We start from the raw sequence: 15,408 nt of genomic DNA, 5'->3' as shown, positions 1-15,408 counted from the left end.
ATTTAGTTTACCTCATTTCCGTTGGTATCTAAAAATCTTAATTTATACTTTCCGTCGTTATCTTTAAAAACTTCTGTTTTTTCCGTCTCAGGTTTATTAAAGTCTACAACATTTTTTGCAGTCACGATAAGTGTTTTACATGTTTTTTCTGGAGTACAAGAGCTATTTGCAATTGCCACATTAAGACATACATTATATTCTCCTTCTCCAACTCCCCAAACAAAAGAATTTGTTCCGTTACTTACATTTTGAGAAACATTTGTAGCTCCGGCTGCATCTTTTTGAGTCACTTCAAAAGTATAAGTATAATCGTCTTTCTTTTCTGCTTCGAATTTAAGATCTAATCCAACATTCTCAGCAATAGTAAAATCTACAGCATTACAGGTAGCAGAACCGTTATCTGGATTTACTACATCATTATCGTCATCGTTACAAGAAATGAATAAGAATAATGCTAAGTTGATTACAAGTAGATTTTTAATGAATTTCATAAAATTAATTTTAAAATGTTATTACTGATGTAATACAATCTATATGATATTCACCCTACAGTTTTTTTACCCGTTTTTCTTAACAAAAAGAAAACGAAGCATTTAAACTTGAAATTTTAACACTAAAATAAAAAGTTATGATTTTTAACTACGCTACTACTGGCGCAGCTCCAGTACTTTGGTTATAAAAAGCAACTGCAAAAGCTATTACACTAACAATAATACCAATCATAAATACAGTATAAGTAGTTCGAAGTAAACTGTACTTTCTATTTAAAACTAAACCAAGAAAATATAAATCCTTTGTTAATGATCCGTATAAATAATCTCGGTCTTTCATCATTTCACTCATTCCCCATTCAAATTCTTGCAAGCTCATTTTATGAAAATTACCAAAGAAAATTAAATTCACTTTTTTATTCGCAATATCTTCTTTTGTGAATTTTCCTTGTGTAACATTTGGTCTAGTTGCTAAAATTGATAAAATAATTGACACTACTGTGAATGCAACAAAAATGATAGTTGGTGTAATTAAATATCCATTTGAAGGATTATCTAGCTTCGGAATTAAAGTAGACAATGCCATTGAAATAATAATCGCATTTACCGAAAGTAAAATATTGGCTTTAGTATCGGCAATATCACTTAAGGTAATATGATTTCTTAAAGCAACACGAAACATTGTTTCTATTCCTCTTTCTGGTAATTCTACTTTATCTTTTTTGAATTGAAGTTCTTCTTTCTTTTGTGATAATTTCTTTTGCTCTTGCTTAACTTTCTTTTCTGTTTTTAAAAGCTGAGCTAAATTCTTAGATTTTTGTTTCTCCCATTTCTTAACAGCAATATCAGTATAAAAACGATGTCCGTTGGTTAAAAAATCAATGTTCTTTTTTATCCAATCAGTGTCTTTAATTTTCGAATCAGATAACAACTCCATTTCTTTATGAAGTAATTGAGAGAACTCATTATATTTTTTACTTCCTAAATGAGAACAATCGGCATCTTTTAATAGTTTTTCTAACTCAGAAACAGGCTCAATATCCATTTTGGTTGCTAAAATAGTTTCTTGAATTACCTTTATTTTGTCCTTTTCTACTCCTTCTTTTATTAAAAACTCAGATGCAATAACTGCACTTTCTGCTTCATGATTATTAGGATCTACAGTAAAACCTGTATCATGAAACCAAGCAGCAATAACCAAACACTCTTTATCTGTTTCAGATAGCTTTGCTTCTTCTGCTAATTCAGAAGATTTTTCTACTACTCGAAGTGTATGCGACAAACTATGATAAACTAGTTTTTTATCTAGTTTTTCATTTAAAGTATTCATCACAAAACTTTCTGCTTTTTCTAGAAGAGTGCTCATAAATCCGTAATTTAGTTTAGTAAAAGTAACTAAACTTTAGCAATTTTTATAACGCAAGGTTTCTTGAATTATTACGACATACAATTATGCTTACTTGGAAAAATATTATACACTACACAGTAAATGGTAATCCAACTCCAGATAAAAGAGTTGAAAAGACCGATGAAGAATGGAAAGAAATTCTTTCTCCTGAACAATTTATGATTACTCGATTAAAAGGAACTGAAAGACCTTTTAGTGGTGAACATTGTACTTCCTTTACTGAAGGAAAATATAGTTGTGCTTGCTGTGGCACACCATTATTCGATTCTTCAATAAAATTTGATTCTAGTTCTGGTTGGCCAAGTTTTACTCAGCCAATACAAGAGAATGCTATTAAATACCATAAAGATTCTTCACATGGAATGATTCGTGTCGAGATTGTTTGTAATACTTGCGATTCTCACTTAGGTCATGTTTTTCCAGACGGACCAGAACCTAGTGGTTTACGTTATTGTGTAAATTCTTTATCAATTCAATTAGACGATGAAAACTAAAATAGCAACAGTTGGTGGTGGATGTTTTTGGTGTACTGAAGCCATTTTTAATCAAATAAAAGGTGTTGAAAAAGTAGTTTCTGGTTACGCAGGCGGAAACGCTCCTGGACATCCTACATACAGAGAAATTTGTTCTGGTTTAACAGGACATGCTGAAGTAATTCAGATTACTTATAATCCTGATGTAATTTCTTTTCAAGAAATTTTAATCATTTTTATGACCACTCACGATCCTACAACGCTAAATCGTCAAGGAGCAGATGTTGGTACTCAATATCGTTCTGTTATTTACTATCAGAATGAAGAAGAGAAAAGCATTACCGAAGAAGTGGTAAAACAAGTACAACCTTACTTTGATAATCCAATAGTTACTGAAGTAAGTGAATTACCAATTTTCTATGCAGCAGAAGATTATCATCAAAACTATTACGAAAACAACAAGGAACAAGGATATTGCAATTTTGTGATTACACCAAAGCTTTCTAAGCTTAGAAAATTATATGCTGATAAGTTGAAATAAATGCTAGTTTTCTTTTTAGTAAGTAATCATTATTCAACTCGACATAAAACTTGTAAATAAAATATTACTTCATGAAAAGATCTAAACTGAAAATACCTAATAATAAAGGACAAATTTTAAATGCTTTTTTAGAATTACCAGCAAATCAAAAACCTGATTTTTTTGCCATTTTTGCACATTGTTTTACGTGTACTAGTTCTTTAAGTGCAGTAAAAAATATCAGCAGAACACTTACAAATTATGGTTTTGGAGTTGTTCGTTTCGATTTTACAGGTTTAGGTAAAAGTGAAGGTGAGTTTCATGAAAGTCATTTTTCAGCAAATGTTGCCGATCTTATTGCGGTAAGTGAATATATGAATACTATTTTTGAAGCTCCTTCTTTATTAGTTGGACATTCTCTTGGTGGTGCGGCTGTGCTTACAGCAGCAGCAGAATTAACTTCAGTAAAAGCTATAGCAACAATTGGTGCACCAGCAGATGTAGAACATGTAACACATTTATTCTCTCACGGAATTCACGAAGTAGAAGAAAAAGGAGAAGTTAATGTAAATATTGGAGGAAGACCTTTTAAAATTAATAAAGAGTTTGTTGATAATTTCACAAAAACAGATTTACCAAGCATTGTAAAAGAATTAAGAAAACCAATTTTGATTCTTCATTCTCCAATAGACACAGTTGTTGGTATTAAAAATGCTGAGAAAATATATCATAACGCACATCATCCAAAAAGTTTTGTAACGTTAGATAATGCAGATCATTTATTAACCAATCCAGAAGATAGTAAATATGCGGGTAATGTTATTGGAGCTTGGGTGCAACGTTATTTCCCTAAAAAAGCAAAAGTAAACTTAGACTCAGCTCAAGAACAAGCTGTTGGGCATTTGAATTTAATTGAAGATAATTTCACAACAAAAATTCAAACTAGCAACCACAGTTTAATTGCTGATGAACCTGCTAATGTTGGTGGAGACGATTTTGGTCCTTCTCCTTTCGATTATCTTAATGCTGCTTTAATTGCTTGTACTACCATGACACTTAAAATGTATGCCAATAGAAAGCAGTGGGATTTACAAGAGGTATTTGTATATGTTACTCGTGTAAAAAAATCTAGTGAAGAATTAGGAATAACTTCAGAAGGAATCAATAGACACGATCATTTTACAAAAAAGATAAAACTGGTTGGTGATTTAGATGAAAAACAAAGAGCACGTTTATTAGAAATCGCTGCGAAATGTCCGGTTCATAAAACTTTAGAAAACAAAGCGTATTTTGAATCTAGTTTAATAGATTAAAGAAGTATCTTTATGTATTATTTCAATAAAAATCTATGATTTTTAACATTAACAATACATTTAGCGATTCGCTTCCAGCAGATAAAACTTTAGAAAACACAAGAAGGCAAGTTGTTGATGCTTGCTTTTCTTATGTTACACCTAAAAAAACAGCAAAACCAGAACTTTTGCATGTATCGGAAACTTTACTCGAACATTTAGGTTTGACCAAAGAAGCTACAACATCAGATGAGTTTTTGTCTATTTTTACTGGAAATAAAGTTTTAGAAAACACACATCCGTATGCCATGTGTTATGGTGGACATCAATTCGGGAATTGGGCTGGACAATTAGGTGACGGTAGAGCGATTAATCTTTTTGAAATTGATTATAATAATGAACATTGGGCATTACAATTAAAAGGTGCCGGTGAAACTCCATATTCTAGAACAGCAGACGGATTGGCTGTACTTCGTTCTTCTATTCGTGAACATTTGTGTAGCGAAGCTATGCATCATTTAGGCGTTCCAACTACGCGATCTTTATCGTTGAGTTTAACAGGAGATCAAGTGTTACGTGATGTAATGTATAATGGAAATCCAGCTTACGAAAAAGGAGCTGTAGTCTGTAGAGTTGCGCCTAGTTTTATTCGTTTTGGAAATTTTGAGATTTTAGCAGCTCGTCAGAATCATGAAACACTGCAATTACTTACAGATTATACTATTAAACATTTCTATCCTGAAATTACTTCAGAAGGAAAACAAAAATATCTAGATTTTCTAACAGCAGTTAGAGATCGAACTATTGAAATGGTAGTACATTGGCAGCGTGTTGGGTTTGTTCATGGTGTAATGAATACTGATAACATGTCTATTTTAGGATTGACTATTGATTATGGTCCGTATGGCTGGTTAGAAGATTTTGATTATGAGTGGACTCCAAATACTACTGATGCACAACATCGACGTTATAAATTTGGTAATCAACCCTACATTTGTATGTGGAATTTATTCAAATTGGCAAATGCATTGTATCCTTTGATTAATGAAGTAGAACCACTTCAAGAGGTTCTAGATACTTTTGAAGGATTATATATTGAACAATATTCTAAAATGATGATGCTAAAACTTGGTCTTTCTATCAATGGAGATTATGTTGAACTTATTTCATCTTTGGAAAAAGCTTTACAACTTATAGAAACGGATTATACTATCTTCTTTAGAAATTTAGCTTCAATTTCAAAAAGTGATTCAACTGCTAAAGCTATCGAAAAAATAACGTACGCATTTTATAACGAAGAAGCTTTGCAAGGAGAAGTTTTATCGCAGTGGAACGATTGGATGAATAGTTACATTGAAGTATTACAAAATGAAACTATTGAAGATGATGAGAGAAAAACTAAAATGAATTCAGTAAATCCAAAATATGTACTAAGAAATTACATGGCACAATTAGCTATCGATGATGCTGATAAAGGAAATTATGAATTAATTGACGAACTATATCAAATGCTAAAGAAACCTTACGATGATCAACCTGAACATGAAAAATGGTTTGCTAAGCGACCAGATTGGGCTCGACATAAAATAGGTTGTTCTATGCTATCATGTAGTTCCTAACTGAATAATTTCAATACAAATAATATACTAAAAAGTCTCTTATAACATAATTTAAGAGACTTTTCTTTATTCTAAGAGAAAAATAAACACATACTATTTCCCTTATAATACATGGGTTTCTTGATATATTCAGAGTTAAAATTAGAAAAAATCTATCAAAATTTTATTTAGTTAGGATTCCTTACTATATTTGTATCGTAATTAAAATAGAAACAAATTTAAAATCAATACATATTATTATGAGTAAATCAATTTTTTACCACGCAGGTTGTCCAGTTTGTATAAGTGCGGAACACGATATCGTTAATTTAATTGGATCAGACAATGTAGAAATCGTTCACATTGGTGAAGATCGCAACAGAATTACTGAAGCTGAATCAGCAGGAGTAAAATCAGTACCAGCTTTGGTAACACCAAATGGTAACGCTTTACATATCAACTTCGGTGCTTCTATGGAAGATGTAAAAGGATAATCTTTTTTTAAATCAATATAGTTAGGATTCCTACCCATGAAAGAATCCTAACTATTAAAACAAATAATATGAAAACTAATATTAAACAATTAACGATACTACTATTACTTTCAATAACAGTTGCTTTTTCTCAGCAAAAGGAATATGAAGGTGATAACTTTAGTATTAAAAACGTACAGGTTACAAATAAAACAGACTTAGGAATAACAATTTGGGAAATTGAAGTAAAAGGTTTCGCAGGTAAAACTGTTCCTAAAAAAGCGGGGCAATTAGATGGAGCACCAGTTTTAGGTTATGTGTTCCCTACATCTTTACAACCAACTGATGTTGGTTTTAATCAAACCTCAGGTATTGTTGCACTAGCTTTAACTTCTCATCCTGATTTTGATGACACGCCGTTATGGGATGAAAATAATGATCAGAAATACGACAATGATGGAATTATATGGCATCCACACTGGGTTGTATTACATAAAGATGATAGAGTTTCAGGTGGGCTTTCAGTAAAGCAATTTAAAAAAGCAGATAAAACAGTAGTATTGCCAACTACAAATCCAGGAATGCCAATGTATATGGATTCACCAGGTTTTCCAGTAACTACAAAAAAACATACCATAAAAGTTATTGTTCCCAATTATAGAATGAATAATAAATCTGATTTTAATTACGATGGTGTAACTGCTTTTATGAAAGTTAATACCAGTAACAGTAATTTACCGATGCTTGGTGTATATCATGTATTTAGTGTAGCTAGTGGAAATTTATCATTACCCTATAAAGTAAAAATTCAATAATATGAAAGTATCAGTTTGGGACACCTATGTAAACAGAGAAGATGGTAAATTAATGCATTTCGATATTTTAGTGCCAGATCATATTACAGATTCAAATACCGTATTTGACTTTGGTAAAACGTATCTGCAAAGTAAAACTTTTAAAACATTACAATTAACGGCTAAAGAATGTCGCCTTTGTCATATAGAACAAGCTACTGAAGAAGTAGTTACTGTGATTCAAAAAAACGGATTTGCAATTATAGAAATGGAAAACTGTAATTAATTTAATTAGGATTACTAACTTTGCCTGTCTACTAAATTCAGACAGGCTTTTTTTATGAACGAAAGTACTTTTAACCCAGAACAACAAGAAAAAGATATTTCTAGCAAAATAGTTGCTGGTTTAGAACGTGTTTCTGAAGTTTTTAAAAAGCTACTTTGGGAAAAAGCAAAACTTATAGGTTTAAGTCCCATTCAAATTCAAATTCTAATTTTTATTACTTTTCATAAACGAGATTTATGTAATGTAAGTCATCTTGCTAAAGAATTTAATGTTACTAAACCTACTATAAGTGATGCCATTCGTGTATTACATAAAAAAGAGTTGATTATAAAAGATTATTCTTCTTCAGATAATAGAAGTTATACGATCATTTTATCAGAAAAAGGAAAAGATATTGTAAACGAAACTCAAGGATTTTCAAATCCTTTAAAAAATCAAGTAGACAATTTCGAACAACAAGAAAAAGAAAGTTTATTTGAAACTTTAAGTACTTTGATTCATAAACTAAATAAAAACGGAATTCTTTCAGTACAAAGAACTTGTTACGGTTGTAAATTCTATCAAAAAAACGATACTTCTCATTTTTGTAATTTATTAAATACACAACTACATACTACAGAAATCAGACTTGACTGTTCTGATTTTGAAATAAAAAACTAGTCGATAAGAAATTTGTACATATCATTCAGTAAAATGTATACTTTTTAAAAAGACTTTAAAAGTAATTTTGTGGTGTATTTAAAAGTATTACATCATGAATAAAATTATAACACTAATACTTATTATCTATTCTACAAATATATTAGGACAAAAAAACTGGAAAATTCAAACTTCTAAAAAAGGTAAAATCATAGTAAAAAATGAAACTACTTACGATTTAGCTTTTGAACCCCACAACATTTTAGCAAATTATTCAAAAAACAAACCGGTTTTTCACCAGTAAAATACCGATCTATGAACTAATTTGTATTTTTGTTTTGAACAATTTAACCAACATGAAGAAATTTTTTCTTTCTATCATAGCTGCACTTAGCATCTATGGTTGTGCCAGCTATAAAGCAAAGTACGATGCTAAAGACTACGTACCTAAAAAAATCACTGATAAAAAACCTACTTATTCTTTCTACTTAATTGGAGATGCAGGTAATGTAAAAGATTTTGGAGAAAAGCTTCCTTCATTAACATATTTTGAAAAAGAGTTGGTTAATGCAGAAAAAAATAGCACAGCTATATTCTTAGGTGATAATGTTTATCCTGTTGGAATTTACCCTAAAAAACACAAAGATTATAAGCTTTCAAAATATCGTTTAGAAGTTCAAACTGAAGCGGCAAAGAAAAATAAAGGAAAGACAATTTTTATTCCTGGAAATCATGATTGGTATAATGGTGTAGACGGATTAAAAAGGCAAGAAAAACTTGTAGAGAAAGCTTTAGGCAAAAATACTTTCTTACCAGAAAATGGTTGCGGTTTAGATAAAGTAAACATTAATGATAATCTTACATTAATCACAATAGACAGTAAATGGTTTATTACAAACTGGGATAAAGAACCAAAAATAAACGACAACTGTGATATTAAAACTAGAGAACGTTTTATTGAAGAACTTTGGAGTTTATTTAAAAAGAATAGATACAAAAACGTGGTTGTAGCGATGCATCATCCGATGTATTCTAATGGACCACACGGAGGAAGTTTTTCTTTTAAAGATCATATGAGTCCTGTTCCTGTTTTAGGGACTTTCAAAAACATGTTGCGTTCACATGCGGGAATTCAAACTGATAATTTTCACAAACAATACAGTGATTTTGTTCGTCAAATAGAAACTATCGCTAATGATTTTAAAAACAATATTGTTTTTGTAAGCGGACATGAACATAATTTACAATACATAGAAAACAACGGATTTAAACAAATCGTTAGTGGTTCAGGTTCTAAGCAATCTCCTGCTTTAGCTGGATATGGAGCTAAATTTACTTATGGAAATTCTGGTTACGCTAGATTAAACTTTTATGAAGATGGTTCTGCTGTTGTGGAATACTATGCTGCTAATGAAAAGGACAAAAACAAATTATTATTTAGCGAACAAATTATTGATCCGATCAAAAGAGAAACAAACTTTGATTTTTCTGAGTTTGAAAAACATAAAACAGAAGTTACAACTTCGTTATATACCAAAGATGCAGTAAATGTTTCTGGCTTTCATAAATTCATGTGGGGAGATTTAAACCGTGAAAAATACGGTAAGGAAATTACTGTTCCGGTTTTAGAATTGGATAACGTTTTTGGAGGTTTAAAACCAATTCGTCGTGGTGGTGGAAATCAAACCAATTCGTTACGATTAGAAAACGCTGAAGGAAAACAATATGTACTTCGTTCTATGTATAAAGACGGAAGTAGAATTATGGGTGGTGTTTTAAAAGGTACTTTCTTAGTTGATGTTGTTCAAGACATTTTTACCATGTCACATCCGTATGCTGCTTTTGTAATTCCTGATATGGCTGAAGCTGCAGGAATTTATCATACAAATCCGAAATTATATTACATGCCAAAACAACCAGCTCTAGGTATGTATAACGATGTTTTTGGTGGAGGTTTATACTTATTGGAGGAAAGGCCTTCTGGTAACAGAGAAGATGTTGCTTCTTTCGGGAACTCAAAGAAAATTATTAGTACTTATGATGTTTTAGAGAAGATCAGAAAAAATGGAAAACATCATATTGATCAAAACTTTACGGTTCGTTCTCGTTTGTTCGATATGGTAATTGGAGATTGGGATCGTCATGAAGATCAATGGCGTTTTGCTCGATTTGAAACTAAAGATGGGAAGAAGTATTACAGACCTATTCCAAGAGATAGAGATCAGCCATTTTCTAAGTTCGATGGAATTTTGATTCCGGTATTAAAATTAAACACGCCGTTAATCAAAAACATGCAAACAATGGATTATGACATTAGAGATATGAAATGGTATAATAATTATCCGCGTTTCTTTGATGCTGAATTCTTAAATCAGTTAACGCTTGACGATTGGTTAAAAGAAGTGAAATATATTCAAGAAAACCTTACTGATGAGGTTATCGAAAAATCAATTCAACAGTTTCCTAAAAGTATTTACGATATAGACGGAAAAGAGCTGATTGCTAAAATAAAATCAAGAAGAGATAAACTAGCTTCATTTGCTAAAAAATATTACGCAAAACAAGCTAAAAAGGTTCAGGTTGTTGGTACAGATAAAGATGATAAGTTTGTTATTAAACGTTTAAATGATAACGAAACTAGTATTGAAATCTTTAGAAAAGAAACTAAAATTTATAGTAGAACTTTCTTAACTAAAGAAACTAAAGAAGTTCAGTTATACGGATTAAATGGGGATGATGAATTTTACATTTCTGGTGATGTAGACGATAGTATTCTTTTACGTTTGATTGGTGGACAAAATCACGATGTTTATGAAGATACTTCTTCTGTTTCTGGTTGGAGTAAGAAAACAAAGGTTTACGATTATGCTTCTAAAAAGAATACGGTTAAAGGCGGAAAAGAACTTCAAGATTTAAGAGAAGACAATTACTTTAAAAACACTTACAATCATAGAGATATTGAAAATAATACAACATTAATATTTCCTAGTTTAGGAGCTAACCCTGATGATGGTTTCTTCTTCGGAATTGATATTACTCATACTCGCTATGGTTTCAAAAAAAGACCTTTTGATAATCAGCATAACTTAACTGCAAACTATTACTCTAGCACAAGTGGTTTTGATATTAATTATACTGGTGAGTTTACTGAGTTTATTGGTAATTGGAGTTTAGAATTAAAAGCTAGAGCTACAAGTAGTAACTATTCTTTTAACTTCTTTGGTTTTGGAAATGAATCTGAATTTGATCAAAACAATGACTTAGATTTTTATAGAGTAAAGCGTGAAGAATTATTAGTATTTCCTTCTTTAGTAAGACGTTTTAACTGGGGAAGCACAGTAAAGTTAACTGGAACTTTTGAAGCAATTAAAGTTGATAATACTCCAGGAAGAAACATTACAAACTTCACAAATGGAATTACTAATATTTTTGATAGAAACTACTTCGTAGGTGGTGAAGTTAGTTTTAACCATAACAGAACAGATAATAATAGCTTTCCTACAAAAGGAATGAATTTCGATGTAACGATGGGAGCTAAGATGAATGCCGAAAATACCGATCGCCATTTCGGATATTTAAAAACATCTTTAGCTATTTATCAAAATTTAGTTCCTAACAGAAGTTTAGTTTATGCTACAGAAGTTGGAAGTCATATTAACTTTAAGAATCGATTTGAAATTTACCATGCATCTAGTTTAGGTGGAAATAGAAATTTAAGAGGGTACAATAATCAACGTTTTACAGGTACAGAGAGTTTTTATCATTCTAATGATTTACGTTTACGTTTAGGAAGCTTTAAAACTTTTATACCAATGCGTGTTGGAGTAACTGGTGCGTTTGATTATGGAAAAGTATGGAGTCCTTTTGCTCCTACTTCTAACACATGGAATTCAAGTTACGGAGGATCTTTTTGGCTGAGCGGTTTAGATATGTTTACTGCCAACTTAGCTTTATTTAATGGAGATGATGGAAGTCGTTTTACATTTAGTTTAGGATTTAACTTTTAAGAAATGACTCAGGAAATTACCATACTTATTGCATCACTATTCGGTTGTTTAGCTATTATCTTTGGAGCCTTTGGTGCACATTTATTGAAAAAGAAATTATCATCTGAACAATTAGACAGTTTTGAAACTGGCGTTAAATATCAAATGTATCATGCTATTGCTTTATTGGCTTTAGGACTACAGTTTAATGAAAAATACACCAACACAATTCTATTATTTAGTGTTGGTGTATTCTTATTTTCTTTTAGTATTTACGGTTTAGTATTATCTGGAGCTTTTGGAAAAAAAATGAAATTTTTAGGTCCGATTACTCCGTTAGGCGGACTTTGTTTAGCTGCCGGATGGCTATTATTAGGTATTTCATTTTTATAATATAAAACCGAAAAATTACTTTACTTTAAACTCATACGATTTAAGCTTTTCTAAAGTTGTGTATTGTAATGCTTTTTGATGTGTAGCTTCTAAAATAACATGAGGAGCCTTACCATATTGTTCTGCTTCTAACCATCTCGAAATACATAAACACCATTTAGATCCTGGTTTTAATCCTGGAAATTTCCAATGTGGTATTGGAGTTGATAAATCATTTCCTCTTTTTTTAGTGAATTCAAGAAATTCTTCTGTTACTACTGCACAAACGACATGTGTTCCATAATCATGATCGGCAGTTCTACAGAAACCATCTCTAATATAACCTGTCGCTGGATTTCCACAACAGCTTTCTAATGCTGTTCCTAAAACATTCAACTCCATAAAATCTTACGTATTAATAATTATTTTGATAAATTAAACGAATATAAGTTTCCTCCTTTTCCGTGATTTCTTTCATCTGTAATGAACAATGTTTTATTATCATCGCTAAAATCTATTGCTTCTTTTTGCGATACATATCCTAAATCAAATTCTTTAAGTTTTTTCCCATTAAAAAAATTATCGCTATCAAAATCACTAAAAAGCAACACCGAATCTGAAGTTAAAAGTGCTACTTGTTTTCCATCGTTGGAAATACTTGCAGAAGTAATCCAACAACGCATTCTAGAGCAATTATCAAATGTTCCTAATAATTGAGCTTCGTGTTTCCCTTTTTTTGCTGGAATTTTATACAAGCTTGTTTTACCATAGTCATCTTTGACTCTACTCTTCGTAAAAATATATAGGTTTCCTTTGGCGAAGAAAATACTTTCTGCATCGAAAAATCTTTTTTTCTTTTTTGGTGGAAACTTATGTTGTTCTGGATATTTAAACTTTATCTTTTCAACATCAACAATATTGTTATTCATTATAGCATTAAAGTTGATTTTTAGAATTTTTAAATCGTGTCTTGTATTTTGATTATTCCCAAAATCAGCGAGATATAAATTCCCTTCATCATCAGAAGTTATATCTTCCCAATCTTTATTTTTAGCTTTAATAGTTACAGTTCTTAATATATTCCCTAAAGTATCTACTAAGTAAATGTCATTGAGATTTCCTCCATCGTTATGCATCCAAAATAAATCTTTCCCTTTTATTTTTTCTATTCCAGATACCTCATTTAATAGTTTCGGTAGTCTAGCCAATTTTCTTAACTGACCATAATTTGTACATCCAAAACTTAAAAACAGTACTACCAGTAGACAACTTTTTTTCATAAAATTAAAGATAAACAAAAAAGCTCCTGAAATCAGGAGCTTTTTGAGTTTTATAACTAGTTTTATTATAATGTTAACGTATTTTTTACTGAAGTGGAAAAGGTAGTTTCTGTAACTGTATCTACATAAGTCCAATCTGTTTTTACAGCTCCAGAAGTTACAGTTAACTTCATAAAGCCGCGATCAACTAAATTCGCAAAATTTAAATCATCAATTAAAAGTTGTAATGCTCCTCCTAATTGAACAGCTCCTTGAGGACCAACAAAAGATTCAAACCCTGGTGAAGAAACAGAACTTGTTGCTAACTCATCTCCTACTTTTTCTCCAGTAGCAGTCATTAAATTCGATTGCCAAGCATTGTGTGTATCACCAGCTAGTACTACAACCTTTTTATCTCTAAACGTTTCTAATATTTCTTCTCTTTCTGCATAATAACCATCCCAAGCATCTAAATTATATGGAATCACTGTTTTTACTCTGGTAATTTCTTCCGCAGTTAAAGTAGTGTCATTTTGTAATAACCTTGTTTTAATTTGAACCAATTCACCCAATGCCACTTGAAATTGTGGACTACCAAAAAGTGTGATTAATTCTGCTGGAATTAACATCTTTCCCATTAAAACTTGTTGCCCTATAATTTGCCATGCACTGCTTGAAGCTTCAATTTCACTTTTAAACCAAGCTTTTTGCTGTGCTCCTAATAAAGTTCTTGACGGATCTAACCAAGCTTGTTGAAATGCTACTGCATCAAAACCACTAGCATTCGTATAATTTGCATATTCTAATTGCTTGTCTCTACCTACAATTCTAGTATCTAACATTACTAAATCTATCAAGTTTCCTAATTGTAACTTTCTATAGATAATTGAATTATCTGTTAGATTCGTAGTGTTTGGTAAATATTCGCTGTAAGCTTGTAAAGCACTTTTTTTTCTCTCTTGATAATCTCCTTCATTATCTTGATGATTTTCTGCACCATCGATATAAGCATCATTGGTAACTTCATGATCATCCCAAACACAAATAAAAGGTTTCTTTTGATGTAATTCTTTTAATTGCGCATCTGATCTATATAAACGATAACGCTTTCTATAATCATCTAAAGAAATAATTTCTCCTATTGGATCTGGATCTCTAAATGAACCGTAGGTATCTTCTCCATATTCATAAATATAATCACCTAAATGTACTACAACATCAGCATCAGATTGGTTGATTGCTTCATACACATTAAAATATCCATATGCATGATTCGAACAAGAAGCTACAGCTAATTTTATCTCTGCTGTGTTAGCTCCAAAAGTTAACGTTTCACCTATTGGAGAAGTCGCTTTATCATTTACATTTACAAAACGATAATATAACTTTAAGTTCTCATCTAAATCTTTTACTTCAATAGCTACAGTAAAATCTCTAGAAGCATCTGTTTCTACTTCACCTTGTCTAACTAACTCTGTAAACTCTTTGTCTTTAGCCAATTGCCAAATTAATTTTGCTGTTGGATTTGTAGTAGAATAACGTGTCCAAATAATAACTTGAGAATTTGTTGGATCGAAACTTGCTACTCCAAGATCAAAATTCTTCTCAGTAGTATCTGAAGGTATAGGATCTGTAATTACATCTGGATCAGAATCACAACTAATAAAATTAGGAGCAAAAATAAGTCCACTAGTTACTAATAATGAGTTTTTTAGAAAACTTCTACGTTTTAAATTGGTTGCCATGATATTTAGGAATTAAGTATTTACATAGTTACATGCCTACTTTTTCCTAAATGTTATATGAAGTTAACTTAA

Annotated in this window: 16 protein-coding genes; 11 read left to right on the top strand and 5 right to left on the bottom strand. The window is 31.0% G+C overall.

What is annotated here, in order from left to right:
* Positions 1-2: 2 nt before the first annotated feature.
* Positions 3-491: a hypothetical protein gene (locus Q1A15_RS10185; RefSeq protein WP_299622846.1), complete on the bottom strand. Its 489-nt coding sequence runs from the start codon at positions 489-491 to the stop codon at positions 3-5.
* Between the two features lie 148 nt (positions 492-639).
* Positions 640-1,857 (bottom strand): Pycsar system effector family protein, encoded by a 1,218-nt coding sequence (locus tag Q1A15_RS10180; RefSeq protein WP_299622844.1) that lies wholly within the window; start codon positions 1,855-1,857, stop codon positions 640-642.
* Between the two features lie 86 nt (positions 1,858-1,943).
* On the opposite strand from Q1A15_RS10180, the gene msrB reads away from it, so the two are divergent.
* The 11 genes from msrB (at position 1,944) to Q1A15_RS10125 (ending at position 12,353) form a co-directional block, all read left to right on the top strand.
* On the top strand, positions 1,944-2,393 hold the full coding sequence (msrB, locus tag Q1A15_RS10175) for a peptide-methionine (R)-S-oxide reductase MsrB (RefSeq protein WP_299622841.1): 450 nt from the start codon (positions 1,944-1,946) through the stop codon (positions 2,391-2,393).
* Positions 2,383-2,913, top strand: a complete 531-nt coding sequence (gene msrA / locus Q1A15_RS10170) for a peptide-methionine (S)-S-oxide reductase MsrA (RefSeq protein WP_299622837.1) — start codon at positions 2,383-2,385, stop codon at positions 2,911-2,913. The genes msrB and msrA overlap by 11 nt, the downstream gene beginning before the upstream one ends.
* Before the next feature lie 71 nt (positions 2,914-2,984).
* Positions 2,985-4,205, top strand: a complete 1,221-nt coding sequence (locus Q1A15_RS10165) for a bifunctional alpha/beta hydrolase/OsmC family protein (protein WP_299622834.1) — start codon at positions 2,985-2,987, stop codon at positions 4,203-4,205.
* A 35-nt stretch (positions 4,206-4,240) separates the two neighbouring features.
* The gene (locus tag Q1A15_RS10160) at positions 4,241-5,803 is read left to right on the top strand and encodes a protein adenylyltransferase SelO (RefSeq protein WP_299622831.1); all 1,563 of its coding nucleotides are present in this window, start codon (positions 4,241-4,243) and stop codon (positions 5,801-5,803) included.
* 239 nt (positions 5,804-6,042) lie between these two features.
* Entirely contained in the window at positions 6,043-6,276 is a 234-nt protein-coding gene (locus Q1A15_RS10155) for a thioredoxin family protein (RefSeq protein ID WP_299622829.1), read from the top strand.
* 68 nt (positions 6,277-6,344) lie between these two features.
* The gene (locus Q1A15_RS10150) at positions 6,345-7,070 is read left to right on the top strand and encodes a hypothetical protein (RefSeq protein ID WP_299622826.1); all 726 of its coding nucleotides are present in this window, start codon (positions 6,345-6,347) and stop codon (positions 7,068-7,070) included.
* 1 nt (position 7,071) lies between these two features.
* Entirely contained in the window at positions 7,072-7,335 is a 264-nt protein-coding gene (locus Q1A15_RS10145; RefSeq protein WP_299622823.1) for a DUF2024 family protein, read from the top strand.
* Positions 7,336-7,389: 54 nt separating this feature from the next.
* On the top strand, positions 7,390-7,995 hold the full coding sequence (locus Q1A15_RS10140) for a MarR family winged helix-turn-helix transcriptional regulator (RefSeq protein WP_299622820.1): 606 nt from the start codon (positions 7,390-7,392) through the stop codon (positions 7,993-7,995).
* A 94-nt stretch (positions 7,996-8,089) separates the two neighbouring features.
* On the top strand, positions 8,090-8,278 hold the full coding sequence (locus tag Q1A15_RS10135) for a hypothetical protein (RefSeq protein ID WP_299622817.1): 189 nt from the start codon (positions 8,090-8,092) through the stop codon (positions 8,276-8,278).
* Positions 8,279-8,330: 52 nt separating this feature from the next.
* Entirely contained in the window at positions 8,331-11,981 is a 3,651-nt protein-coding gene (locus Q1A15_RS10130; protein WP_299622814.1) for a metallophosphoesterase, read from the top strand.
* 3 nt (positions 11,982-11,984) lie between these two features.
* Positions 11,985-12,353, top strand: a complete 369-nt coding sequence (locus Q1A15_RS10125) for a DUF423 domain-containing protein (protein ID WP_299622812.1) — start codon at positions 11,985-11,987, stop codon at positions 12,351-12,353.
* A 15-nt stretch (positions 12,354-12,368) separates the two neighbouring features.
* Here the strand turns inward: Q1A15_RS10125 and Q1A15_RS10120 are convergent, their stop codons facing one another.
* The 3 genes from Q1A15_RS10120 to Q1A15_RS10110 form a co-directional block, all read right to left on the bottom strand.
* Entirely contained in the window at positions 12,369-12,734 is a 366-nt protein-coding gene (locus Q1A15_RS10120) for a DUF2237 domain-containing protein (RefSeq protein WP_299622809.1), read from the bottom strand.
* A 20-nt stretch (positions 12,735-12,754) separates the two neighbouring features.
* A complete protein-coding gene (locus tag Q1A15_RS10115; protein WP_299622806.1) occupies positions 12,755-13,612 on the bottom strand; it encodes a hypothetical protein in 858 nt (285 codons plus the stop codon).
* 65 nt (positions 13,613-13,677) lie between these two features.
* Positions 13,678-15,336 (bottom strand): alkaline phosphatase D family protein, encoded by a 1,659-nt coding sequence (locus Q1A15_RS10110; protein ID WP_299622802.1) that lies wholly within the window; start codon positions 15,334-15,336, stop codon positions 13,678-13,680.
* Positions 15,337-15,408 lie beyond the last annotated feature (72 nt).

The sequence above is a fragment of the uncultured Tenacibaculum sp. genome, assembly GCF_947495995.1.
In the GTDB taxonomy this organism is placed as follows: domain Bacteria; phylum Bacteroidota; class Bacteroidia; order Flavobacteriales; family Flavobacteriaceae; genus Polaribacter.
This window is presented reverse-complemented; position numbering and strand designations above follow the sequence as displayed.